Origin of the sequence: Streptomyces sp. CA-135486 (assembly GCF_050936555.1) — a bacterium.
Lineage (GTDB): Bacteria > Actinomycetota > Actinomycetes > Streptomycetales > Streptomycetaceae > Streptomyces.
The window spans coordinates 87856-110150 of sequence record NZ_JBNJMM010000001.1; the positions used below are offsets into that span (position 1 = coordinate 87856).

At 72.1% G+C, this 22295-nt stretch carries 23 protein-coding genes and 2 pseudogenes; 11 read left to right on the top strand and 14 right to left on the bottom strand.

Annotated elements, in window-relative coordinates; genetic code table 11:
• Positions 1–23 precede the first annotated feature (23 nt).
• A complete protein-coding gene (locus ACQEVG_RS00460; RefSeq protein ID WP_432975269.1) occupies positions 24–557 on the bottom strand; it encodes a hypothetical protein in 534 nt (177 codons plus the stop codon).
• A 170-nt stretch (positions 558–727) separates the two neighbouring features.
• Entirely contained in the window at positions 728–913 is a 186-nt protein-coding gene (locus ACQEVG_RS00465) for a hypothetical protein (protein WP_432975272.1), read from the bottom strand.
• A gap of 120 nt (positions 914–1033) precedes the next feature.
• Between ACQEVG_RS00465 and upp the strand changes: the two genes are divergently transcribed.
• Positions 1034–1669, top strand: a complete 636-nt coding sequence (upp, locus tag ACQEVG_RS00470; protein ID WP_432975275.1) for a uracil phosphoribosyltransferase — start codon at positions 1034–1036, stop codon at positions 1667–1669.
• A 67-nt stretch (positions 1670–1736) separates the two neighbouring features.
• Here upp and ACQEVG_RS00475 read toward each other — a convergent pair whose 3' ends face one another.
• Both ACQEVG_RS00475 and ACQEVG_RS00480 read right to left on the bottom strand, forming a co-directional pair.
• The gene (locus tag ACQEVG_RS00475) at positions 1737–2363 is read right to left on the bottom strand and encodes a LytR C-terminal domain-containing protein (protein WP_432975278.1); all 627 of its coding nucleotides are present in this window, start codon (positions 2361–2363) and stop codon (positions 1737–1739) included.
• 144 nt (positions 2364–2507) lie between these two features.
• Positions 2508–2804, bottom strand: coding sequence for a type II toxin-antitoxin system VapB family antitoxin (locus ACQEVG_RS00480; RefSeq protein ID WP_003955420.1), 297 nt, complete (start codon positions 2802–2804; stop codon positions 2508–2510).
• 251 nt (positions 2805–3055) lie between these two features.
• Between ACQEVG_RS00480 and ACQEVG_RS00485 the strand changes: the two are divergent.
• Positions 3056–4043 (top strand): annotated as a pseudogene (locus tag ACQEVG_RS00485) (helicase HerA-like domain-containing protein); the annotation flags it as partial.
• An 83-nt stretch (positions 4044–4126) separates the two neighbouring features.
• Here ACQEVG_RS00485 and ACQEVG_RS00490 read toward each other — a convergent pair.
• Together ACQEVG_RS00490 and ACQEVG_RS00495 are read right to left on the bottom strand one after the other, a co-directional pair.
• Positions 4127–5659 carry a M28 family metallopeptidase gene (locus ACQEVG_RS00490; protein WP_432984895.1) on the bottom strand — a complete coding sequence of 511 codons (1533 nt, stop codon included), beginning with the start codon at positions 5657–5659 and terminating at the stop codon, positions 4127–4129.
• Positions 5660–5823: 164 nt separating this feature from the next.
• The gene (locus tag ACQEVG_RS00495) at positions 5824–6411 is read right to left on the bottom strand and encodes an HhH-GPD-type base excision DNA repair protein (protein ID WP_432975282.1); all 588 of its coding nucleotides are present in this window, start codon (positions 6409–6411) and stop codon (positions 5824–5826) included.
• A gap of 340 nt (positions 6412–6751) precedes the next feature.
• Here ACQEVG_RS00495 and ACQEVG_RS00500 point away from each other — a divergent pair, with 340 nt between their 5' ends.
• From ACQEVG_RS00500 to ACQEVG_RS00525, 6 genes are all read left to right on the top strand, one after another.
• Positions 6752–6955 (top strand): hypothetical protein, encoded by a 204-nt coding sequence (locus ACQEVG_RS00500; RefSeq protein ID WP_432975285.1) that lies wholly within the window; start codon positions 6752–6754, stop codon positions 6953–6955.
• A gap of 20 nt (positions 6956–6975) precedes the next feature.
• Positions 6976–9249: a heavy metal translocating P-type ATPase gene (locus tag ACQEVG_RS00505; protein ID WP_432984899.1), complete on the top strand. Its 2274-nt coding sequence runs from the start codon at positions 6976–6978 to the stop codon at positions 9247–9249.
• Complete coding sequence (locus ACQEVG_RS00510) at positions 9230–9733, top strand: copper chaperone PCu(A)C (protein WP_432975288.1); 504 nt, start codon at positions 9230–9232, stop codon at positions 9731–9733. Before ACQEVG_RS00505 ends, ACQEVG_RS00510 begins: the two co-directional genes overlap by 20 nt.
• 190 nt (positions 9734–9923) lie before the next feature.
• Positions 9924–10559 (top strand): metal ABC transporter ATP-binding protein, encoded by a 636-nt coding sequence (locus tag ACQEVG_RS00515; protein WP_432975291.1) that lies wholly within the window; start codon positions 9924–9926, stop codon positions 10557–10559.
• A complete protein-coding gene (locus ACQEVG_RS00520) occupies positions 10556–11425 on the top strand; it encodes a metal ABC transporter permease (protein ID WP_432975294.1) in 870 nt (289 codons plus the stop codon). Before ACQEVG_RS00515 ends, ACQEVG_RS00520 begins: the two co-directional genes overlap by 4 nt.
• Positions 11380–12183 (top strand): metal ABC transporter solute-binding protein, Zn/Mn family, encoded by an 804-nt coding sequence (locus ACQEVG_RS00525; protein ID WP_432975297.1) that lies wholly within the window; start codon positions 11380–11382, stop codon positions 12181–12183. Before ACQEVG_RS00520 ends, ACQEVG_RS00525 begins: the two co-directional genes overlap by 46 nt.
• Positions 12184–12226: 43 nt before the next feature.
• Here ACQEVG_RS00525 and ACQEVG_RS00530 read toward each other — a convergent pair whose 3' ends face one another.
• Positions 12227–13885 carry a class I adenylate-forming enzyme family protein gene (locus ACQEVG_RS00530; RefSeq protein ID WP_432975300.1) on the bottom strand — a complete coding sequence of 553 codons (1659 nt, stop codon included), beginning with the start codon at positions 13883–13885 and terminating at the stop codon, positions 12227–12229.
• Positions 13882–15636, bottom strand: a complete 1755-nt coding sequence (locus ACQEVG_RS00535; protein WP_432975303.1) for a CoA transferase — start codon at positions 15634–15636, stop codon at positions 13882–13884. The genes ACQEVG_RS00530 and ACQEVG_RS00535 overlap by 4 nt, the downstream gene beginning before the upstream one ends.
• 113 nt (positions 15637–15749) lie before the next feature.
• On the opposite strand from ACQEVG_RS00535, the gene ACQEVG_RS00540 reads away from it, so the two are divergent.
• Complete coding sequence (locus tag ACQEVG_RS00540; protein WP_432984902.1) at positions 15750–16934, top strand: acyl-CoA dehydrogenase family protein; 1185 nt, start codon at positions 15750–15752, stop codon at positions 16932–16934.
• On the opposite strand, the gene ACQEVG_RS00545 is transcribed toward ACQEVG_RS00540, so the two are convergent.
• Complete coding sequence (locus tag ACQEVG_RS00545) at positions 16931–17845, bottom strand: sugar ABC transporter permease (RefSeq protein WP_432975306.1); 915 nt, start codon at positions 17843–17845, stop codon at positions 16931–16933. The genes ACQEVG_RS00540 and ACQEVG_RS00545 overlap by 4 nt on opposite strands.
• On the bottom strand, positions 17842–18993 hold the full coding sequence (locus tag ACQEVG_RS00550; RefSeq protein WP_432984905.1) for an MFS transporter: 1152 nt from the start codon (positions 18991–18993) through the stop codon (positions 17842–17844). Before ACQEVG_RS00550 ends, ACQEVG_RS00545 begins: the two co-directional genes overlap by 4 nt.
• A gap of 305 nt (positions 18994–19298) precedes the next feature.
• Here ACQEVG_RS00550 and ACQEVG_RS00555 point away from each other — a divergent pair, with 305 nt between their 5' ends.
• Entirely contained in the window at positions 19299–19931 is a 633-nt protein-coding gene (locus tag ACQEVG_RS00555) for a hypothetical protein (protein ID WP_432975309.1), read from the top strand.
• Between the two features lie 158 nt (positions 19932–20089).
• Positions 20090–20701: a sigma-70 family RNA polymerase sigma factor gene (locus ACQEVG_RS00560; RefSeq protein WP_432984908.1), complete on the top strand. Its 612-nt coding sequence runs from the start codon at positions 20090–20092 to the stop codon at positions 20699–20701.
• Between the two features lie 160 nt (positions 20702–20861).
• Here the strand turns inward: ACQEVG_RS00560 and ACQEVG_RS00565 are convergent, their stop codons facing one another.
• From ACQEVG_RS00565 to ACQEVG_RS00580, 4 genes and pseudogenes are all read right to left on the bottom strand, one after another.
• On the bottom strand, positions 20862–21032 hold the full coding sequence (locus ACQEVG_RS00565) for a hypothetical protein (RefSeq protein WP_432975312.1): 171 nt from the start codon (positions 21030–21032) through the stop codon (positions 20862–20864).
• A gap of 46 nt (positions 21033–21078) precedes the next feature.
• The gene (locus tag ACQEVG_RS00570; protein WP_432975315.1) at positions 21079–21435 is read right to left on the bottom strand and encodes a PRC-barrel domain-containing protein; all 357 of its coding nucleotides are present in this window, start codon (positions 21433–21435) and stop codon (positions 21079–21081) included.
• 189 nt (positions 21436–21624) lie between these two features.
• A pseudogene (locus ACQEVG_RS00575) lies at positions 21625–21896 on the bottom strand (hypothetical protein).
• A gap of 105 nt (positions 21897–22001) precedes the next feature.
• A complete protein-coding gene (locus ACQEVG_RS00580) occupies positions 22002–22262 on the bottom strand; it encodes a hypothetical protein (RefSeq protein ID WP_432975318.1) in 261 nt (86 codons plus the stop codon).
• Positions 22263–22295: the final 33 nt, after the last annotated feature.

The window sequence follows — 22295 nt, forward strand, 5'->3', positions numbered from 1 at the left end:
ATGCATGGGTACGGCCGCACTCACTAGCGGACAGTCTCCATTACCTCGGCGGCGCCCAGCGCGTCCGCGATCTCCGGCAGTGCGTCCGTGTCCAGTGCCAGCAGCTCCTTCTCCGAAAGTCCGAGGTCCGTGAGGATGTCCCGGTCGCCGACGGGCCCCGCCGGCACCAGCTCGCCGGCCGGAGGCGACTCGGCGTCCTCCTCGTCGTCCTCGTCCGGCTCTCCGTCCTCGGTGCCGTCGAGGTCCAGCGTGTCGAGATCGTCGGCCGGGTCGTCATCCTCCCCGCCGAGCAGTTCATTGGTGAGGATCTCCCCGTACGAGGAGCGGGCGGCCGCGGCCGCGTCCGAGACGAAGATACGAGGGTCCTCCTCGCCCTCCACCCGGACGATGCCGAACCAGGCGTCCTCCTGCTCGATGAAGACGAGCACCGTGTCCTCGTCCACCGAGGCCTCACGGGCCAGGTCGGTCAGATCCGACAGGGTCTCCACATCGTCGAGCTCTGTGTCGCTCGCTTCCCACCCGTCTTGAGTGCGCGCGAGCAGTGCGGCGAAGTACACCGTGACTCTCCCACTGATCAGAGGTGTGACGACCGGCGGTGCGCTCCTGCGGCCCCGCCCACTCGGAATCGTGGCAGAAACCAGGGCTTTGCGAGAGGTCTTCCGTCGTTGCGTCGGCCATCAGTTCTTCCACGGACCTTCTGGAAGGATCTGTTTTTCCGGAGGACCGGTTACCAGCGGAAGGTCCTCATGCGCATCTGCTGGCGCATCCGGGCGGCTCGGGCCCGGCGGGGCTGGACGCGCTCGCGCAGGGCTTTTGCCTCGCCCAGTTCGCGGAGGAACTGGGCGCGTCGCCGCCTGCGGTCCGCGTCGCTCTCGGTCTCAGGTTCGTACTGTTCTGCATCTGGCTTCGGCATCGGCCACTCACCACCCCACGGCTGAGTCCGTATTCCCCCTCGGCCCTGCGGCCTGGGGGGACCCCCTCCACCTTCCCTCCGGACCCGTGCTTGATGCGACCCCCGGCTACTGTTGACGACATGCGGATCCATGTCGTCGACCACCCGTTGGTGGCGCACAAACTCACCACCCTGCGCGATCAGCGCACCGACTCCCCGACCTTCCGGCGCCTGGCCGACGAACTGGTCACCCTGCTCGCGTACGAGGCCACCAGGGACGTGCGCACCGAGCAGGTGGACATCAAGACCCCGGTCACCGGGACGACGGGCGTCAAGCTCTCGCACCCGCGCCCGCTGGTCGTGCCGATCCTGCGGGCCGGCCTCGGCATGCTCGACGGCATGATGCGGCTGCTGCCGACCGCCGAAGTGGGCTTCCTCGGGATGATCCGGAACGAGGAGACGCTGGAGGCGTCGACGTACGCGACGCGGATGCCGGAGGACCTCTCCGGCCGCCAGGTGTACGTACTCGACCCCATGCTGGCCACGGGCGGCACGCTCGTCGCGGCGATCCGGGAACTGATCAAGCGGGGCGCGGACGATGTGACCGCGGTGGTCCTGCTGGCGGCGCCGGAGGGCGTCGAGGTGATGGAGCGCGAGCTGGCGGGGACGCCGGTGACGGTGGTGACGGCGGCGGTCGACGAGCGGCTCAACGAGCACGGCTACATCGTGCCGGGGCTCGGGGACGCGGGCGACCGGATGTACGGCTCGGCGGAGTAGAGCCTGCCGTTCTCCTCCATCGCGGGACGGGCCGGCATTCAGCGCGACCGGCGATGGAGGAGGGCCGTCAGCACTTTGCGGAGGGCTCCGGTGCGGGCTTGGCCAACGTGGCCAGCGCCGCGTCGGAGTCCTTCTTCGGTGCCAGGGTCTTGAAGGCCGTACCGAGAATCAGGTCGACGTCCGCCGTCTTGCGGGCGTCGGTCTTCAGCTGGCTGCCCTGGAGCTGCGTGGCGAGTACGCGGAACGCGCCCCGCTGCGCCTCGGGGCCGCCCAGCAGTATCCCGGCGCCGGGAACCTTCTTGTCGTACGCCTCCGGGGCATTGCCCACCTTGCCGATGGCGAAGCCGCGCTTCTTCAGCTCGTCGGCGGCCGCCTTGGCGAGTCCGCCGCGAGGGGTCGCGTTGTAGACGTTCACCGTGATCTGGCCGGGCTTGAGCGACACCGGGGGCAGCGCGGCGGGCTTCGGCTCGGCTTTGCAGTCCGCCTTGCGGGCGGCCGCGGACGACTTTGTGCCGTCGCCGGTGAAGACGTCGATGAGCTGCAGTGTTCCCCATCCGGCCAGGCTGAGGGCGACCACCGCGGCGACGGCCGCCAAGATGATCCTGCCTCGGCGGCGAGGGCGTCGCATTCGTGGGTATCTGTCGCCCGTGATGCGGTACTTTCCGCCCATGCCGGGGGGAGTGAGCATGCTCATGGGCGCAGCGTAGTGCGGTCGGAAGCCGATGCCTACTAAATGATCAACCGATTGCGTCCGAAGGGTCCCGAAAAGGCCCGAAAGGCTCAGTCGTCGAGGCGGTCTCGGACCGGTGCCGGGTCGGCCTCGGACCGGTGCCCGGGCTCAGCCCAGCTCGAGGACCCGGGCGTGCAGAACCTGGCGCTGCTGCAGTGCCGCGCGCACGGCGCGGTGCAGGCCGTCCTCCAGATAGAGGTCGCCCTGCCACTTCACGACGTGGGCGAACAGGTCGCCGTAGAACGTCGAATCCTCGGCGAGCAGCGTTTCCAGGTCCAGTTGGCCCTTGGTGGTCACGAGCTGATCGAGGCGGACCGGGCGCGGCGCGACATCCGCCCACTGCCGGGTGCTTTCCCGGCCGTGGTCGGGATACGGCCGCCCGTTACCGATGCGCTTGAAGATCACACGGAGAGCCTACCGGTCAAGCGGCGTTCGGCGCAGCCAAGCAACGGCGGTGCAATCCTGGACAAAATCATGCAGAACCGAAATTGAGGCCGCCATGAGCGCAAGCGAACAGCCGCCGATCGTGCCGGAGGCCGGGGTACCAACCGCCACGCCCTCACCCGCGTCCCCATCCGCGACTGCCCCCGCGTCTGCCCCCGCGTCTGCCCCCGCCCCGGCTCGCGCCGGGGGCACCGCGCTGCCGCAGCCCGAACATCGGCGGGCTCTCCACGGCCACCGCGGGCGTGATCCTGCGGGCGATCACGGCCTTCGAGCAGCAGGGCGCGGGCGGCTTTTTCGGGGAGCCGGAGTGCGACACGAGTGAGCTGCTGCGTGCGGCGCCGGACGGGCGCGGGATCGTCTCCGTCATGGAGCTGCCCGTGTGCAGGACAAGCCGCAGGTGTTCTCGACCATCCTGATGTGGCTGCTCGCGGACCTCTTCCACGATCTGCCGGAGGTCGGCGATGTGGAGAAGCCGAAGCTGGTCTTCTTCTTCGACGAGGCGCATCTGCTGTTCAGCGGGGCGCCGAAGGCGTTCCTGGAATCGATCACCCAGTCGGTGCGGCTGATTCGCTCGAAAGGGGTCGGGGTCTTCATTGCCACACAGACGCCGAAGGACGTGCCGTCCGATGTCCTGGCGCAACTCGGCAACCGGGTGCAGCACGCGCTGCGAGCCTTTACGCCCGACGACGCGAAGGCGCTGAAGGCGACCGTGACGACGTTCCCGAACTCGCCGTACGACCTGGAGGAGGTGCTGACCGGGCTCGGTACGGGCGAGGCGGTGATCACCGTCCTGAGCGACAAGGGCGCCCCGACGCCGGTCGCGGCGACGCGGCTGCGCGCGCCGCGGTCGCTGATGGGCCCTATCGGGCGGCGGCGCTGCAGGAGATGGTGATGGGCTCGCCGCTGTACTCGCGCTATGCGGAGGCGGTCGACCGGGAGTCGGCCTACGAGAAGCTGACGGCCGAGCAGCAGGCCGCGGAGGCGACGGCGGAGCGGGCGGCACGGGAAGCGGGTGGGGCGGCGCCGCGAGAGCGGGAGGCGGACCGGGCGGCGCCGCGGAAACGGGAGGAGTCGCTGGTGGAGCAGGTGGTGGGGAGCGGGCTCTTCCGATCCCTGGCGCGCTCGGTGGGCACGCAGTTGGGCCGCGAGATCTCCCGCTCCCTCTTCGGCACGGCCCGCCGCCGGTCTCGGCGGTCGTAGTGGCCGCGGCGCGAGGTCAACCCGCACAGACGTGGCCGCCCGCGGGGCCGGGTGGCCACGCGGGCGGTCGTCACAGCGTCGGGTTACTCGGTCACGTCGTGGTCGTGGCCCTCGTGCAGGCCGCCGCCGCTGCCCGCGTCGCCGCCCGTCGGGACCGACGTCACCGGCTTGCGCAGTGAGCTCAGGTCATGGGCGTACGTGCCCACCGCGTTGGCGATCACGCCGATGTTGACGGCGAACGCCTTCATGTTGATGTTGCTCAGGTTGTCGCCGGCCGCGTGGTAGTTCACGTCGTACGCGACCCCCGCCGTGCCGCCGAACTTCGCCGCCTGGCCCGACGTCTTGATGCCCTCCGCGCCCGTGAACGTGCCGCCGGAGGGGATGCCGACCTCGATGAACGGCCCGTAGTCCGAGCGGCCCGTGAAATCCGTGCCCTCGTGCGGGGTGCCCCGCTTGTCGAGGAACTCGTTGATGTCGCGTTCGAGTTGGGCCGAGCCCACCGGGCCGGGGCCCGCGCCCACGTGGTCCGAGTCGTCGCCGTCGTAGACGAAGAGCCCGTAGTTCGGCGAGGCGATCATGTCGAAGTTCAGGTAGAGCTTGATCTCCTTCTTGCCCAGCGAGCTCAGCTGGGCGACATACGCCTCCGAGCCGAGCAGGCCGTTCTCCTCCGCCGACCACCAGGCGAAGCGGACCTTGTTCGCGGGCTTCGACTTGGACTTGGCGAGCTCCTGGGCGACTTCGAGGAGTCCGGCCGAGCCCGAGCCGTTGTCGTTGATGCCGGGGCCCGCGACCACCGAGTCGAGGTGCGAGCCGAGCATCACGGTGTTGGCCGCGTTGCCGCCGCGGGTCTCCGCGATGACGTTGTTGGTGGAGCGGTTCTGCTGGAGCTGGCGGATCTCGAAGGAGATGTTCACCGGGCCCTTGGCGAGGTCGGCGACGAGCTTGTCGCCGTCCGCCTTGGTGACACCGCCCGTCGGTATCCGGCCGGTGGCCGGGTCGCCGAGGGTGCCGGAGAGCGTCCCGTCGGTGTTGTTGTAGATGACCGCGCCGACCGCACCCGCATCCGCAGCGGCCGCCTGCTTCGCGCCGAAGGTGCAGCCGCCGCGCTTGATCAGCGCGATCTTGCCGGTGAAGGTTCCGGAGGCGTAGTCGGCGGGCTCGCAGCCCGTCGTCGCATCCTCCGGCACGGCGGCCAGATCGGCCTTGATGCCGCCCACCGGAGTGGACTGGGTGTAGGTCATCGCCGTGATCGCGACATCGCGCGGCGCGGGCGAGAGAACCGAGAGCTTCTCGGCCTGCGTCTCGGTGTAGAGGAAATCGAACCGCTGGTACGAGACGTCGTAGCCGTACTTCTTGAGCTGCTGGTAGACGTACGCCGCGGAGGCGTCGTGCCCGAGCGTGCCGGCTGCCCGGTTGCCGCCCGTGGTGTCTGCTATCTGCTGGAGCTTCTGCAGATGCTTGTACGCGTCCTCTGCGGACGACTTCGCCACCAGCTTCCTGGCGAGCTGCGCGGCGTCCTTGGTCGCCTGCTCGCCGGGGTTCTGGCGGGCGGCGGAGGGGGAGGCGGATGCCAGCAGGAGCGGGGTCGCGAGTGCGGCGGCAGCCATGGTGGCCACGGCTCTGCGATGGGTTGCCTTCACAGAGTTCCTTCCCGGTGTGTACGAGGTTGAGGGGAAGTTAGCGATCTTCGGGAGCTCTGTGAACAGATGTGCCTCAACTCACGGCACATTTACGCGCATTGACACCAGGACGTGACCCATCCACTTCAACACGCCAAGTTTCAGGCCTTTTTGGCCGCCTTCGCGGCGCGTTTCATCTCCTGCTTGTGTGCCCGCACCTTGGCCAGCGAATCGGGCCCGGTGATGTCGGCGGCCGACCGGTACGAGCCCTTCTCGCCGTACGGACCGGCCGCCTCGCGCCAGCCCTTGGGCTGCACGCCGAACTGCTTGCCGAGCAGCGCCAGGAAGATCTTCGCCTTCTGCTCGCCGAAACCGGGCAGCGCCTTCAGCCGGGCAAGCAGCTCCTCGCCGGTCTCCACATCGCGCCAGATGGCACTCGCATCGCCGTCGTACTCGTCGACGATGTACTGGCACAGCTGCTGCACCCGCTTGGCCATGCTCCCGGGATAGCGGTGGACCGCGGGCTTCTGCTTCAACAGCTCGGCGAAGGCGTCGGGGTCGTACGCGGTGATCTGGGCGGCGTCGAGGTCGTCGCTGCCGAGGCGCTGGGCGATGGTGTACGGGCCGGAGAAGGCCCACTCCATGGGGACCTGCTGGTCGAGCAGCATGCCGATCAGGGCGGCGAGCGGACTGCGGCCGAGCAGTTCGTCGGCCTCGGGCTGCTGGGCGAGATGAATCGTGGGGCTCATGACCTGATGATCACCCGGTCGCCGATGGGTGGCCAGTAAGCCCGGCCGTGCGGACGAATCCTCGCCTCGTGATCGGGTCTCTTGGGCCGTGAGCCGTGAGCCGTGAGCCGTGAGCCGTGAGCCGTGAGCCGTGAGCCTGAGCCGTGAGCCTGAGCCGCGGGCCGCGCGGCGGACTCGACGGGGAGCAACCGCCCGGCCGGGCATCCCACCGTCGGGTGAGCCCGGGCCAACCCTCACGTCGTCGCGCAGCCACCCCTCTGGGTTCCCGGCCGGGGCGCCGTTCTTCCTCACAGCGCCCGGGGGTTCGCCCGGCGGCAGTACCCCCGTACGGTATTGGACCATGAGGACTTCCCGGCTACCCGTGCCCCCGGCCCTGCTGGGGTTCGTGTTCCTGGTGCTCGCCCTGACGGCCCTCTCGTACGCCGTGGGGCGCGCCGTCGGCCCGGTGGCGCCGGGGCTGCACCGCACCGAGGAGCCGGGGAGCCCGGGGCCCGAGGACCCTGGCGGGATGCCGGGCATGCACGGCATGGGGGAGAGCCGGTGACGGACCTGCTGGTCGGCGGCATGACCTGCGCGGCATGCGTGGCCCGCGTGGAGAAGAAGCTGAACCGCCTCGACGGGGTGAGCGCCACGGTCAATCTGGCCACCGGTCTCGCCCGCATCGCGCATCCGCCCGAGGTGAGCGCTGACATGCTGGTCTCGACGGTGGAACGGGCGGGATACACCGCGCAGTTGCCCCCGCCCGCAGTCGAGGAGGAGTCCGACGACACGGCGGAGGAGCAGGCCGGAAGCCGCGGGCGGCTGCTGATCACCGCGCTGCTGGCGGTGCCGGTCCTGGTCCTGTCGATGGTCCCGGCCCTGCAGTTCGACTACTGGCAGTGGCTCTGCTTCACCCTTGCCGGGCCGGTCGTCGTCTGGAGCTCCCAGCCCTTCCACACCAGGGCGCTGCGGGGCCTGCGGCATGCCACGGCCACCATGGACACCCTGGTCTCTCTCGGTGTGATCGCGTCCTACCTCTGGTCCGTGTACGCCCTGTACTTCGGCGGCGCGAGCGACCCCGGCATGCGGATGCCGTTCAGTCCGGTGCCGAGCGCGGAGGGCGGCGCCGCGCATGTGTATCTGGAGGCCGCGGTCGGCGTCCCGCTGTTCGTGCTCACGGGCCGCTACCTGGAGGCGCGCGCCAAGCACGGCACCGGTTCGGCGCTCCGGGCGCTCGCCGAACTCGGCGCGAAGGACGTCGAGTTGAAGGGGGACGGCAGTTCCCAGGGGCGCCGCATCCCGGTGTCCGAACTGCGCACCGGCCAGGAGTTCCTGGTCCGGCCGGGCGAGAAGGTCGCCACCGACGGTGTGGTGACCGAGGGCAGTTCCGCGCTGGACCTCTCCCTGGTCACCGGTGAGTCGACTCCGGTGGAGGTGAGGCCGGGCTTCCGGGTGGTGGGCGCGGCCGTGAACTCCGGCGGGCTGCTCGTCGTCCGCGCCACCGCCGTCGGCGCCGACACCCAACTGGCACGCATCACCCGGCTGGTGACCGATGCGCAGGCGGGCAAGGCGCGCGTCCAGCGGCTCGCCGATGCGATCGCGGGCGTGTTCGTCCCGGCGGTCGTGACGGTGGCGGCGTGCGTGCTCGGCTTCTGGCTCGGGGCCGGCGCGGACCCCGAGGCGGCCGTCACCGCGGCGGTCGCCGTCCTGGTGGTGGCCTGCCCGTGCGCGCTGGGCCTGGCGACGCCCACCGCGTTCCTGGTGGCTACGGGCCGCGGCGCGCAGCTCGGCGTACTCATCAAGGAACCGGGGGCGCTGGAGCGGCTGCGCAGGGTCGACACGGCGGTCTTCGACAAGACAGGGACGCTCACCACGGGCCGTATGGCGCTTCTCGAGACGGTCGTCGCCGACGACTCGCCCGGTGCCGCGGGTGCGCTGCGGCTCGCGGCCGCGGTGGAGTGCGGCTCCGAACACCCCATCGGGCGGGCCGTGGTGGCCGCCGCGCGCCGGCAGCCGTTCGGTGACGGGCTGCCCGGCGTGAGTGACTTCCGGGCCGTGCCGGGCGAGGGCGTGCACGGCGTGGTCGAGGGCCACAAGATCTCCGTACGCCGTCCACGAGCCGGCCGGACGCTGCCGGACGCTCTGCGGGCCGGGCTGGTCCGCGCCGAGGAGGCCGGGCACACGGCGGTCGTCGTCGAGATCGACTCCCGGCCCGTGGCCCTGCTCGCCGTCGGGGACACCCTGCGGCCGTCCAGCCGCGCGGCGGTGACCAAGCTGACCCGGCTCGGCATCGAGCCGATCCTGGTGACCGGCGACGGACAGGCGGCGGCGCGGTCGGTGGCCCGCGAACTGAGCATCCGTACGGTCCATGCGGAGGTCACCCCCGAGGGCAAGTCCGCACTGGTGGCCGCCCTGCGTGCCGAGGGACGCCGGGTCGCGGTGATCGGCGACGGGGTCAATGACGCGGCCGCTCTCGCCTCGGCCGATCTCGGCATCGCCATGGGCAGCGGCACGGACGCGGCGATCGGAGCCGCCGACATAACTCTCGTACGGGAGGACATGGCCGCGGTCGTTTCGGCGGTCCGTCTCACCCGCCGCACGCTCGCCACCATCCGGGCCAATCTCGTGTGGGCCTTCGGCTACAACGCGGTCACCGTGCCGCTGGCCGCGACGGGCTGGCTCACCCCGATGTTCGCGGCGCTCGCGATGTCCGCGAGTTCTGTCCTGGTCGTCGGCAACTCTCTGCGGCTGCGCGCCGAACCGACCCGACCGCGCAGCCGGCCGACACGTCCTGGCGGCCTCCCCGGCCGTCGCGCCACCGGCTCCTGGAGGGGCTCCGATGACCTCAGCCTCCGCTGACCCCGACGGGACCGGGGACGCCATGGCGGCGGCCGTCCTGGTTCCGGTTGGTGCCTGCGTCGTGACGCTCGCCCTGCTCGTCGCCTATGTGGCGAGCGGCGCGGCCGGCGCGGCCCCGGCAGAGATCACGGTGACCCGCGCCCGGCTCGTCCAGCCGATCGCGAACCGGGACACCGTGGCCTACATCGACCTGCGCAACACCGGTGGCTCCGACGCCACGCTGGTCTCGGTCACGGCACCTCTGCTCGGCTCGCCGACCATGCTGGCCCGCGACGTCGAGTCCGGCGGGACGGGCCGGATGGTGGAGGTGCTCGCGCTGAGGATCCCTGCCGGCGGTGAGGTGAAGATGTCCCCGGCCGTGGGTGATGTGATGGTCGAGTCTCCGCCCCCGCTGGAGCTCGGCGAGCGGGTCGAGTTCGTCCTGCGCTTCAAGGACGGGACCACGGTGCGGACACAGGCGGTGGTGGTCCCGGCCGGTGGCTGACCCTTCCGGGAGCCGGGACCGGTGGCTGACCCTTCCGGGAGCCAGGACCGGTGGCTGACCTTTGGGGAGCCGGGACCGGTGGCTGACTCCTCCGCCGGGGGCGCCGAGCCAATCCTGACCGGCCCGGGAACTGACCGCACCCGCCGTCCGACTCCTCCTCCGTGACCTGGGAGTGGAAGCGGGAGGTGGAATGGGCGGGCTGGACGTGCGGATGCGCCAGGTGGGCTGCCGGCACGGCCGCGTGGATGCCGTGAGCGACGTCGATCTCGATGTCGCGGCAGGCGAGCACGTGGCGCTGACCGGCACCAACGGCTCCGGCAAGAGCACGCTGCTACGGGCCCTGCTCGGCCTGCACCGCGCGGCGGACGGTGAGATCGGCGTCGGCGGGCGGCAGGCCCGCACCGCCGCCGAGTGGGCCTGGCGGCGGCGGGTGTGTGCCTGGATTCCGCAGAAGCCCGCGGCCGGGCGGTTTCCGCTGCTGGCAGGGGAGTTGCTGACGAGCAGCGGCGCGCGGGCGGATGCTCTGGAGGCGGCCGGGAAGCTGGGCGTGGGGCAGCTGGCCGACCGGCCGCTGCACACTCTGTCCGGCGGGCAGCTGCAACGTATGCATCTGGCGCGGGCGGTCGGCTGTGTCGCCGCCGGCGCGGGGGTGCTGCTGGCCGACGAGCCCACTGCCGCGCTCGACTTCGCCGGTCAGGAGGAGGCGGCCGACCTGCTGCTGTCGCTGCCGGTGACGTTGGTCGTGGTGACGCACGACCGGGCGCTCGCCGACCGCTGCGAGCGGGTCCTCGAGATGGCTGCCGGGCGGCTGCGGGAGGCCGTATGACTCTCGCCATCGCCGACATCGGCGCGCTGCTGCAGCTCGTCCCCGTACAACGGGCCGGCGCGGCCCTGCTGCTGGCCGCCGTCGGACTGCCGATCGTCGGCGTCGTGATCGTCGGGCTCGACATCATGCCGGTGCGTTTCGCGATGATGCATGTGGCCCTGCTGGGAATCGCCGTCGGGCTGCTGACCGGCCTCGACCCCATGCTGTGTGCGCTTCTCGCGTGCGCGCTGGCGGGCGCCGGAGTCGCGCCGCTGGCCCGCACACCGGACGGACTCTCCGGCGCGATGGGCCTCCTGATGAGCCTGGCGATCGCGGCGGCGCTGCTGGTGCTCGCGGTCTCGGGCGTCAATGCCGCGGGCGCGTTCGCCCTGCTGTGGGGGTCGATCCTCTCGGTCACCACCGCCGATCTGTGGCTGCTCGGGGCGCTCGCCGTCCTGGTCCCGGCCCTGTTCCGGTGGCGGCGGCGGGACATCGCCCTGCTGCTGTACGACCGCGAACTCGCCCTCTGCTCAGGCGTGCAGGTCGAACGGCTCACCCTGATCCTGCTCGTCCTGGTCGCGGTGGCGGTCGCCGGCGCGATCAAGCTGACCGGCGCGCTGCTCGTCGACGCGCTGACCCTGCTGCCCGCGCTGGCCGCGCGCCGCCTGGGCTCCTCACTGAAGTCGATCACCCTGTGGGCCGTCACCATCGGCGTCGCGGTCAATGCGACCGGCTTCCTCGTCGCCCTCTGGCTGGACCTGCCGCCAGGCCCGGTCCTCGTCCTGACGGCGGGGGCCGTGGCCCTCGGCGTCCATCTCGTACCCGAACGGAGAAACCGCCCATGGCGCGCAACCGCGTCCGCCTCGCAAGCCTCTTCGCACCACTGACCGCCGTACTGCTCCTGACCGCGGGCTGCGGCAGCTCGGACGCCAAGTCCGGCGACGGCGGGCACGCGCACGACGGGGCGCCGGTGGTCGTGGCCACCACGACCTGGGAGGGCGCCTTCGCCAAGGCGGCGGGCGCGAAGGACGTGAAGGTGATCGTCCCCAAGTCGGTGCAGCACGCGCCCGACTACGACCCCAAGCCCTCGGACCTCGCCGCGGTCGCCGACGCCGACTTCGTCCTCTACGCGCCCTTCGAGCCGTACGCCGAGAAGATCAAGGAGGCCGCGGGCTCCGACGCCGAACTCGTCGAGGTGAACCTCGACAACGACGCCGGCAAGGCCACGGCCGAAGTCGCCCGGCTGGGCAAGCTGTTCGGCACGGCGGACGCGGCGGCGAGCTGGCAGAAGGCCTTCGGCACGCAGTACGCGACGCTGCAGCGGGAGCTGAAGGCCGCATGGCCGGGCGGCAAGGCCCCGTCCGTCGTCACCCAGGTCTTCACCGCGTGGTCGGCGAAGCTGGCGGGCGCGCAGGTGGTCGGGACGTACGGGCCCGAGGCGGTGACCGCGAAGCAGCTGTCCGAGCTGTCGGCGAAGAAGCCGGCGCTGGTGCTGGACAACGCGCATATGTCGACGGGAACGGTGCTGCCGGACTCGGGCGCGAAGCAGGTGAAGATCGTCAACTATCCGGGTGATGACCTGGATCTGCTTCCGGTGTACCGCGCTGCGGCGGCTGCGGTGAGGGCGGCGATGGGCGACGCCTGAGCCGGCGTGGGGCCGCCCGGGCGGCCCCACGCACTGGCCGTCCTCACACGCCGGACGGGCTCGACAGTGCACTCCGTTCCCGAAGCGCCGCGCGGTCCGGTTTGCCCGCGGGAGTCAGCGGCACCGAGGTCATCACCAGCAGCCGCTCCGGGTGCTTGCGGCGTTCCAGACCCCGCGCGTCGAGGTGGGCGCACAGTTCGTCCAGCGTCGGCGGGACATGCCCGTCCCGCGCGACCACGCAGGCGGCAAGCCGCTCCCCCATCAGCGCATCGGGGACGCCGACGCAGACCACGTCCCGTACCCCCGGATGCGCGGCCAGTTCGATCTCGACCTCGGCCGGGCTGATGTTCGCGCCCCCGCGGATCACCACGTCCTTCAGCCGGCCCACCACCCGCAGCGCGCCGTCCTCCCCCAGGATGCCGAGATCTCCCGTACGCACCCAGCCGTCGGCGGTGCGGTAGCGGGCGTCGAGCTCGGGCGCACCCACGTAGCACAGCGGCGTCATCGGGCCGCGGGCGACGATCTCACCGACCGCGCCGGCGGGTGCCTCCGCCGGCTCGTGGCTGCCGGGGACGGTGATACGGATGTCCGCGACCCGCGGGTCCGGGTGTCCCGCGAGCACCCCGGGCCCCTCCACGGGCGTGGGCCGATCGCCGAGCCCCGTATGGCAGTTGACGCCGTCCGCCGACCCGTACAGGTTGACGACCGGGCAGCCGAAGGCGCGGCGCGCCTCTTCCGCGGTGGCTGCGTCGAGGACTTGGCCGCCCAGCACCAGCGCGGTCGGCGGCGGCAGTTCGCGCGGCTGCTCGGCCAGGTGGTCGAGCATCATCCGGATCATCGTCGGCACGCCCAGCACATGCGTCGGCGCGTGCTCGGCGATGGCGTCCAGGGCGGCCGCGGGCGTGAAGTGGTCGAGCAGCACCAGGGTTCCGCCGTGCCGGGCGAGCGCGACCGCGGTGCCGTTGCTGCCGAAGGCGGAGGCGAGCGGGACCAGGAAGAGGCAGCGCGGCGGCTGCCCGTCCTTCATCAGGGATGCCAGGACGTTGCCGCGGCCCCCGGCCAGCGCGTTGTGCGAGTACGCGATCATCTTGGGCTCGGCCTCGGAGCCCGACGAGACCAGGATGCGTACGGCGGAATCGGGGTCCGGGCGGGCCGGCACGAAGGCGCTCGCGTCGGTACGCAGCAGCTGGGAGAGCGGCAGGGACCCTTCGGGCGCCGTGCCGGCCCCGGCAGCGATCACCGTACGCAGCGCGGGCAGTTCACCCACGAGCTCGAACAGAGCGGCGGCGTGCCGGCAGCCCCGGTGCTCGATGGCGGCGATCACGGCGACCGCCTCGGATCTGCCCAGCAGCGAGGCCGCCTCGCGCCCGCCCCGGCCGACCGGGAAGGGCAGTGCCACAGCGCCGATCGCGGCCAGCGCGAGATCGGCGATGACGGCGTTGCGCCCACCGGGCAGTTGTACGCCGACCACTTCGCCGGGGCGTATGCCCAGCGCGGTGAGGCCGGCGGCCAGACATCGCACCTTGCGGTCGAGGGCCGTGTAACAGAGCTTCCCCTTGGCGTCGATCACCGCGGTGCGATGCAGATCGGCGATCTGGCGGGCCCGGAAGAGGCTGTAGACGTCGAGGTCGGGGCAGGTGCCGTCGACGGTCCAGGAACGGCGCAGTTCGGCGGGCAGCAGGTCGTGCAGTGCGACGGTCACAGAAAGCTCCAGGGGTCGGGAACGGCAGTGGCACCGTGCGCGTCGCGGCTGATCGAGCCGCCGAAGCGCGGGTCGTGGTGCAGGTCGGCCAGGTCGGCCGTGACGCGGGTCGCGGACAGGCCGTGTGTGCGCAGCTGCGCCAGGGCCTCCACGGTGGGGAGCCCGCGCAGGTCGTAGGCGGCGGCAGCGGGCGCGCAGGTGTCGGTGGCCGCGATCCAGCCGTCCGCGGTGGGCAGGGGGCGGCGGAAGCTGGCGGGCCGGCGCGCGTCCCCGCCGTGTGCGAGACGGCGGAGCGCGGGCGCGGTGAGGACATCGGCCGCGCCGAGCAGGGACGAGTCGACCCGTACGCCGTGACCGGTGCGCTCCCGCAGCAGCAGCCCGGCCAGCACGGCTTCCGTGCCGAGCAACCCGCCCAGCACATCGAGCAGGGTCATCAGCGAGGGGGCGGGCGGCTCACCGGCCGGCCGGACGGCCTCGCCGACGCCGGTGCGGGCCTGCACCATGAAGTCGGTCCCCATGGGGGCGCCGGGCAGCCGGTCCGCCCAGCCGCTGGTGTAGGCGTAGACGAGCGCGGGATTGACGACAGCCAGGTGCTCGTGGTCCAGGCCGAGTTCGGCGGCTTTCCCCGGGGCCCAGTTGTGCAGGAAGACATCCGCTCCGGCCACCATCTCGCGCAGCCGCCGCCGGTCGGCGTCGGACTTGATGTCGACCTCGACGGCCTTCTTGCCCCGGTTGAGGGCGAGCCAGCGCGCGGAGATTCCGGAGCAGGCGGGCGGCACGCCGCGCAGGGGGTCGCCGCCCGGCGGTTCGATCCGGACGATCTCGGCGCCGAGCAGTCCCAGCAGATGGGCGGCGAGCGGTGCCTGGATGCGCCGCCCGGCCTCCAGGACGGTCAGCCCGGCGAGCGGCGGCCCGCCCTGGGTGGCGCCCGATGGGTACGTCGCTTCGTACGGGACCAGGCTCCACGGGGGCGCATCGGGGATGCCTCGATCGGACAGGGACCGCAGGGGGCACACCTGCGCGCCGGAGACCTCGGCCGCGTACCTGATCCGCTCCCACTCCATGCGCCGGATCGTGACGTGCAGGGCCTCGGGGAACGGCGCGCAGGCCGTGGCGTACCGGAACTGGAAGGGCCGCCAGCCCGCCCGTACCGCCTTCTCCGGAGCACCGAGCACCCGCCAGAACGCCGCCCACGCCCCCGGATCCAGCGTCTCCAGTTCGAAGACGGTCCCGTCTGCGGAGGTGAAGGGCGGCCCGCCCGGGGCAAGTTCGGCCGCCTCGTCCTCGTCGGCGCCGGCTGCGGCCAGATACTGCGAGACGGTCAGCAGCCCCGCCCGGCTCGCGCTGGTCGACACCTGTGCGACCTGCCCGCCGCGCGCCTGGGCCAGCAGGCCCGCGAGCACTCCCTGCACGGTCAGTACGCCGGTGGCGGTCGCGGCGTAGTCGGCGGCGATGCCGCGCGGCCCGCCGTCGCGCCGCCCGTGCACGGCCATGATCCCGGTGGCGGCCTGCACGGTGGCCTCGTCGGTGAGGTCGGCGCCCGCATCCGCCCATGCCGTCCGGGCGACGAGAGGAGCGAATCCGGCCCCTTCGACGACGAAAGGGGACCCCTCGGCGTGATCCGTTCCGGCGCCCAGCAGCCGCAGATGCTCGGCCACGAGCCCGGCTCCCGGACCGTCCGGCGGCCCCGCGGCCTCCGCCCGCAGCCCGTCCAATGGCCGGACTGTGCGCGTGGTTGCTGGTGATGCCATGCCTCTCCCCTCCTGAAGCGGTGGGAACCCGGGAGCGCTCGCACCCGACAGTTCCGTGTGAGAGGCAGTCGGACAGTCGTTCCCATGGGTTCCCGGGAGGCCGGAGGAAAGTGGTGCAGGGCGAAACGCAGGCGGTGGCCGGGCATCCCGAATGTCCGTCCGATGTACGGGAGTTGAGGGACCGGGTCGCGGACTTCGTACGGCGACGAGTGATGCCCCGGGAGCCGGTGCTCGACCGCGGCGGCCCGGAGGCGTCGGCCGCCCTGCGCGGCCTTCAGCGGGAGGCCAGGGACCAGGGCCTGTGGGCGCTGCCCCTCCCGGTCGAACTCGGCGGCCATGGGCTGCCACTCCTGTCGTACGCACATGTCGCCGAGGCCGAGGGCGCCAGCGACCACGGTCCTGCCGCGCTCGGCTCCGCGCCCCTGCTGGATGTGCTGATGCTGCGGCGGCACGGAAGCGCCCAGGTGCGGGAGCTCTGTCTGAAGCGGCTGGTCGCCGGGGAGCTGCGCACCTCGTACGCGATGACGGAACCCGAAACCCCCGGTACCGACCCCTTCCTCAGCGAGACCGCGGCGACGCTGTCCGACGACGGCAACTGGACGGTCAGCGGCCGCAAATGGTTCACCAGCGCGGCCGCGGACGCCGATCTGGTGACCGTCCTCGCCCGCACGGACGGCGCACCGCCCGACCGCGAAGGTCTTTCCCTGCTGCTCGTCGCCGCGGACGCGCCGGGCTTTCGCGTGGTGCGCGAACTTCCCGTGCTGGGAGCGGGCGGCCAGTGGGAGATCGCGCTGGACGAGGTGGCGGTGCCCGGCGACCATCTGCTCGGCGAGCGCGGCAACGCCCTGGCGATCGCCGGCGAACGGCTGCAGCTCGGCCGCACCCTCCGCTGTCTGCGCTGGCTCGGCCAGGCGAGGCGCGCCTTCGAGCTGATGCGCGAGCGGTCCCTCACTCGCACCCGCTCGCGCGGGCCGCTGGGCGACCTCCAGCTCGTCCAGCGCCATATCTTCGAGTCGCTGCTCGCCCTGCGTACGACGCGCCCGCTGGTGTACGAGGCGGTGGCGCACCTCGATGCCGGACGGGACGCGCATGTGGAGGTGGGCCTGGCGAAGGTGGCGACGGCCCGGATGCTCCAGCAGGTCGCGGACGCGGCGATCCAGGTGCACGGCGCGGCCGGTCTCGGGCCCGACACTCCGCTGCCCGCGCTCTTCCGCACGGGCCGGACTGCGCGGATTCTGGACGGCCCGGACGAACTGCACATCACCTCGGTGGCACGGCGGGTACTGCGTACGTCCTAGGCTGCGTGGGCGTCGACGAGCCCCGTCAGCACCGCGAGACCGAAGGCGAGGAAGAAGTCGCCCCACACCAGCTCGTGCCGGGTGGCGGTGCCGCTGCCAAGGTCGTAGCAGCCGTCCAGCAGTGCGCCGCCGTCCGCCAGATGTACGCGTACCAGCTCCTCCAGCACCGCGGTGGCACGGTCGCGCTGCCCGAGTTTGAGCAGCGCGACCGCATTGATGGCCGCGGCGGACGTGTCGAGCGGCCCGTCGGGACGCTCCTCGATGGCGAGCGGAACACGTGACGTGGGCGTCAACTCCGCCGCCGCAGCAAGAAGATCGGGCACATCCAGGCACCGCGGCGCGTCCGCCACCGCGAGCAGCAACCAGGCACGGCCACGGCTCCACCCGGGCGCGCCGAGTTCCAGATGCGTGCGCAGATGGGATTCGGCCGCTTTCACGTTCACCGACGCGAGCAGTGGCACCATGCCCGGTGCGCCGTCCACGAGCGCCGTGAGCCGGGGGCCGCCGAAGGCGGAACCCCAAGGAACCAGGCCGAGTTCATGGTCGTACGCATCCAGGCAGGCGCGTGCCGCGCGCTCTCGCAGCGCCACGGATCCGGCGTCGTCCGCGAGGGCGGTGCCGTACCAGAGGATCAGCCCGCGGGCGGCGGTGTCGGTGTCCACCCAGTCGGTGAGCCGTGCGGTGCACCCGGCCGCGGCCCGCCGGTCCGATGCGTCACCGGAGTGGAGCGCCCGCAGCCACAGCAGCCCGGCCCAGAATCCGCCGGTCCAGGAACCGCGCCGGGTCGTCGTCCAGCTCCCGGACTCCGGATCTGCGAACAGCGGGAAACGGTCGCCGACTTCGGTCCGGGTGACCGCGATCCGTTCGAGAACTCTGGCCAGGGCCGGCCCGGCCCACACCGGCGCACTCATGCGCGCACCTCGCGCCCGTCCCGTACGGCCCAGCACAGCGCCACCGCACACGCGCCCGCGAACTCACCGGCGACCAGCAGCCACCCGGGTCCGTAGTGCCCGGACTCCGCCAGCAGGCCGAACAGCGGCGGTCCGACGGCGAATCCGGCGAAGAACCCCGCCGACACCAGCGCCGAGTCCGTTCCCGCCCGCCCCGCCGCCGCGCGCTGCATGACCAGCACCATCGACACCGCGTTGGCGGCGACCGCGAAGACGCCGACGGCGACCGCCGCGACCCATGCCAGCGGGTGCACGAAGGACGCGCCCGCGAGAAGCAGCGCCGCACCGACGGAGCCCGCGGCCAGGCCGCCCGGCAGCCAGACCGCACGACCGGGCTGCCCGGACACCTTCGACCAGCCGACGCGGCCCGCGACGCCCGCGATGCCGAGTACGGCCACGAGCGCACCGGCGGCCGTGGGGCCGAGGCCGAGCCGCTGAGCGCCGTACAGCGCCAGGTACGTGTTGACGGACGCGATACCGCAGCCGAGCAGCAGCGAGAAGACGGCGAGCCAGGCGATCGCACCTCGCGGCACCAGCGAGGCGCGCCGTCCGGACCCCTGGCCCGGCTTCGGCGACAGCCGACCGGCGCCGGATCCGGCGTCCACGGGCAGCACCCGCGCCGCCCACACCGCCGCCACGACCGCCGCCCCCGCCGCCGTCCACACCGCGACGCGCCACCCCGCGACCCCGGCCAGCGCCGCGAGCGGCAGCCCGGCGGCGAAGGCCCCGAGTTGCACGCCGGACTGCTTCATCCCGGTCACCGAGCCGCGCCGCTCGGGCGGCACGGTGGCCAGGATCGCCTTGTTGGTGGCCGGGTTGGCGAGCGCCTGCGGCAGCCCCCCGAGCGCGACCGCCGCCAGCAGCAGCCCGATGCCGGGCGCGGAACCGATCAGCCCGAGTGCCACGGCGGAGACCAGCAGCAGCGCGACCAGACAGCGGCGCGGGCCCACCCGGTCGACGACTCGGCCGCCGACCGGCGAAAGCACGGCGGCCGCGCCGAAGCCGATGGTCGTGGTCAGACCCAGCAGGGTCGGCGACACGTCGAGCTCGTCCACGAGCCGTGGGCCGAGCGCTCCGAGCAGGAACAGCTGCATCATGGAGAAGGCCATGGCACAGGTCAGCAGCGCCGTCGAGGTACGGGTCGGTCCACGCTTCGGACCATCCGTCGGGCCATCCGTCGGGCGGGGCACACCAGTTGCGGCCGCCCCTTGCTGCTCCGCTGTCCCCACCGCTGCGTCTCCGTTTCCTGGCCGCCCCCGGAGGTCACCCGGGCCGTGCCAGGAGTCGTTCGCGGCAGCCGCCAAGTTCCCGCGAATTTCTGTGGCTTGAATCACCCGCCGTTCCTCGAGCCTCGCTCGGGAAGTTGCGTACCCACCCTTGAAGTCCCCGAGCCGGATGCAAGGATGAGCCCGCCATGAGTGCTGGACGGGGTGTGCGCGCGGTACGGGCTGCGGTGTTCGCGGCTGTCTGTGTGCTGCTCGCAGCCCTGGGCCACGTACTGATGTCGCAGACGGGCGTTCCCTGGTGGGCGCTGGCGGCCGGGGCGGGCGTGAGCGGCGGGGCGGGGTGGTGCGTGACCGAGCGGGAGCGCGGTCTGCTCCCGGTCGTGGCGATCACGATGGCCATGCAGGCGGCACTGCACACCGCGTTCTCGCTGGCGCAGCCGTCACCGTCGACGCACGGCCACGGCACAGCGCCCTCGATGGCGCACGACATGGGTGCGATGCACGCCATGGACGGCATGAGCGCCATGCCGTTGCCACCGACCTCACCGACCTCCTCTTCCGGAATGCTCGCCGCCCACCTGCTGGCCGCGCTCCTCAGCGGCCTCTGGCTCGGGTACGGCGAGCGGGCGGTGTTCCGGATCCTGCGCGCCGTCGCAGGGTGGCTGTCCGCACCGTTGCGTCTGCCGGTCATCGCCCCCGTGCTGCCCGGCCGCCCGCGCATCCGCGTCCGTCGCGTCCCTCGTGTGCGTACGCCCAGGCAGCTGCTGCTCGTTCACGCTCTCACCACTCGGGGTCCGCCCGCGGAGACCGCTGTCAGCTGACAGCCGGCTCCCCGGCCGCGCCATGGGGTTCACACCTCGGCGGTCCGGGCTCCGGTCGCGCCTTCGCGCGGCCGTACGACTCACCGGTTCCACCGGATTCCCGAGAAGGACACCAGGCGATGAACGCTGCCCTGCCCTCGACCATGCCCCGGCCGACCATGCCCCGGCCGACCACGCCCCGATGTACCAGAACCGCCCATCCGCACGACGACGCGATCACGGCGTGGGCGCTCGCCGCCCGCGGCGGCGACCCCCTGGCCGTCGAGCAGTTCGTACGCGCCCTCCAACGCGACGTCCGCCGGTACGTCGCCTACCTCAGCGCCGACCCGCAGGCCGCCGACGATCTGACCCAGGACACCTTCCTCAGGGCGCTGGGCAGCCTGCACCGTTTCGAGGGCCGCTCGTCGGCCCGCACCTGGCTGCTCTCGATAGCCCGCCGGGCGGTGATCGACAGCCTCCGCCACACCGCCGCCCGCCCGCGGCTCGCGGACACGGACGACTGGCAGTCCGCCGCCGAACGCGCCCAGCACCGCAACCTCCCCGGTTTCGACGACGGCATCGCCCTCGCCGAGCTGCTGGCGACGCTCCCCGAGGAGCGCCGTGAGGCCTTCGTCCTCACGCAGTTGCTGGGCCTGCCCTACGCCGAGGCGGCCCTGGTCAGCGGCTGCCCGGTGGGCACGGTCCGCTCCCGCGTCGCCCGCGCCCGCAGCTCCCTGATCGGCCTGCTGCACGACGCCGAGCGGCCCGCCCTGGCGTGCTGGAGCGGCTGACAGCCGACGAAGGGCCCCACCGCCGGGCGGCGCTGGGGCCCCGCCGGGCCGTCTCGACGAGCCGGCCACGACCGGCCACCCCGGCTACCGCTTCACCCGGCGAGATGCTTCTGACCGTCGCCGCGCTGCACGACAGCGACATGGCGGGACACAGCCGGTTTCATCGGAGCGGGCGACGGTGCGAGCGCTGGGACCATCGCGCGGCCCCGAAGATCACGTCGGCGACGACGAGCACGATGCCGATGATCAGGAGGTAGAACAGGCCCTCCGCCACGGCGCCGATGAGTCCCAGAATGACGGCGACGAGAAGCAGGAACAGGAAGATCGCCATACGCTCACACCTCCACGGGTGCGGTGCTCGGGAGATCAGCGGGAGATCAGCGGCGCGCGAGCTGTCGTTCGCCGTTGGCGCCCGGCCGGTAGGCCATGCCGTAGTGATTGAAGATCGCTTCCTCCCGCTCGGCGGGCAGGATGTCGTCCGTGCCGATGGACGGGGCCTGCCTCACCAGGGCCTTGGCGTGCGCGACCTTGACGTATCCCGGTCCCAGCATCGCCTCGTCGAGGGGGACGAAGACCAGGCGCTGCCGGGTGGGAAGGCCGGTACGGACGGTGGCCATGGCGGGTTCATCGGTGGCGGTGTCCACGTAGATCGCCTCCAGCGCGCCGATCTTGCGCCCCTTCGGGTCGACGACGTCGCGGTCGCGCCACTCGCGGATATCGGCTGAACGAATCATTCCCTGCTCCCTGCCATGCGCCGACGGTCACACAACGACCCCGGCGTATACACACCGGGGCCGCCCTTCCGGGCCGCCACACGTGAGAGTGCACGACCCACTCATCATGCTATGACTGCGACGCACTTCCGGCATCAGGGATTCTTGGGGCAATTCACTCCTGGTGTCCGGAAACGGCCCCGCGCCGCGTCAGTCGTGTTCCTCCTCCTCGGCCTCCACGAGCCGGATCCCTGATGCGTCAGCATGACCATCGCGGGTGTGTTTCCCTGTGCCCAGTCGACGGTGATGAGCCCCTCGCCCACCAGATATGCGCAGGCGGCGGCCAGATCCTCCTCGGGGACCTGGAGGTCGTCCCGCAGCTTCGCCCCGGTGACGCCGAGGAGGCGATTGCCTTCCGTGGCCTCGTACAGGGTCTTGATGATCGCTTCGCGGTAGTGCTTCCGCTCCTGCAGTGTTGCCATGACGTCCGCCCACTCGTGCTGGGCACCGACGGGGAGTTCATGAGGCCGGGGCGGCGGTACCCTGACCGCGCCCGTCGAGGGCCGTCGCTTCAGATTTCCATCGCTTCAGATTTCGTCCGCGTGTCGGCGATCCCCCGACGAGGACTGACTGGTCACCAGCCAGGACCGCGCCGGTTCGGCCGTTTGGGTGGTGTCCACGGTGAGGTGGAGGCGGGTTCCGCCTTCGCCGCTGGCGGAGTAACTGCGCTGTTCGGTGGCAGCGAAGCAACGCCGGAGAACCTCTGCGACCTGGCGGGCGACCTCGGGGGACGCGGCAATGATCCGCACATCCGCACACCCGGCCAGGGGCAGTTCCAGTGGCTCCATGGTGGCCTCATTCATCAGGACGACATGTCGGTG

Bases quoted from the DNA above. Each gene is read 5' to 3' on its own strand.
- ACQEVG_RS00465 (WP_432975272.1), bottom strand. From the start codon at position 913: ATGCCGAAGCCAGATGCAGAACAGTACGAACCTGAGACCGAGAGCGAC.
- upp (WP_432975275.1), top strand. From the start codon at position 1,034: ATGCGGATCCATGTCGTCGACCACCCGTTGGTGGCGCACAAACTCACC.
- ACQEVG_RS00475 (WP_432975278.1), bottom strand. From the start codon at position 2,363: ATGAGCATGCTCACTCCCCCCGGCATGGGCGGAAAGTACCGCATCACG.
- ACQEVG_RS00495 (WP_432975282.1), bottom strand. From the start codon at position 6,411: ATGAGCCCCACGATTCATCTCGCCCAGCAGCCCGAGGCCGACGAACTG.
- ACQEVG_RS00500 (WP_432975285.1), top strand. From the start codon at position 6,752: ATGAGGACTTCCCGGCTACCCGTGCCCCCGGCCCTGCTGGGGTTCGTG.
- ACQEVG_RS00505 (WP_432984899.1), top strand. From the start codon at position 6,976: ATGACCTGCGCGGCATGCGTGGCCCGCGTGGAGAAGAAGCTGAACCGC.
- ACQEVG_RS00510 (WP_432975288.1), top strand. From the start codon at position 9,230: ATGACCTCAGCCTCCGCTGACCCCGACGGGACCGGGGACGCCATGGCG.
- ACQEVG_RS00515 (WP_432975291.1), top strand. From the start codon at position 9,924: ATGGGCGGGCTGGACGTGCGGATGCGCCAGGTGGGCTGCCGGCACGGC.
- ACQEVG_RS00520 (WP_432975294.1), top strand. From the start codon at position 10,556: ATGACTCTCGCCATCGCCGACATCGGCGCGCTGCTGCAGCTCGTCCCC.
- ACQEVG_RS00525 (WP_432975297.1), top strand. From the start codon at position 11,380: ATGGCGCGCAACCGCGTCCGCCTCGCAAGCCTCTTCGCACCACTGACC.
- ACQEVG_RS00535 (WP_432975303.1), bottom strand. From the start codon at position 15,636: ATGGCATCACCAGCAACCACGCGCACAGTCCGGCCATTGGACGGGCTG.
- ACQEVG_RS00545 (WP_432975306.1), bottom strand. From the start codon at position 17,845: ATGAGTGCGCCGGTGTGGGCCGGGCCGGCCCTGGCCAGAGTTCTCGAA.
- ACQEVG_RS00550 (WP_432984905.1), bottom strand. From the start codon at position 18,993: ATGGCCTTCTCCATGATGCAGCTGTTCCTGCTCGGAGCGCTCGGCCCA.
- ACQEVG_RS00555 (WP_432975309.1), top strand. From the start codon at position 19,299: ATGAGTGCTGGACGGGGTGTGCGCGCGGTACGGGCTGCGGTGTTCGCG.
- ACQEVG_RS00560 (WP_432984908.1), top strand. From the start codon at position 20,090: ATGCCCCGGCCGACCACGCCCCGATGTACCAGAACCGCCCATCCGCAC.
- ACQEVG_RS00565 (WP_432975312.1), bottom strand. From the start codon at position 21,032: ATGGCGATCTTCCTGTTCCTGCTTCTCGTCGCCGTCATTCTGGGACTC.
- ACQEVG_RS00570 (WP_432975315.1), bottom strand. From the start codon at position 21,435: ATGATTCGTTCAGCCGATATCCGCGAGTGGCGCGACCGCGACGTCGTC.
- ACQEVG_RS00580 (WP_432975318.1), bottom strand. From the start codon at position 22,262: ATGGAGCCACTGGAACTGCCCCTGGCCGGGTGTGCGGATGTGCGGATC.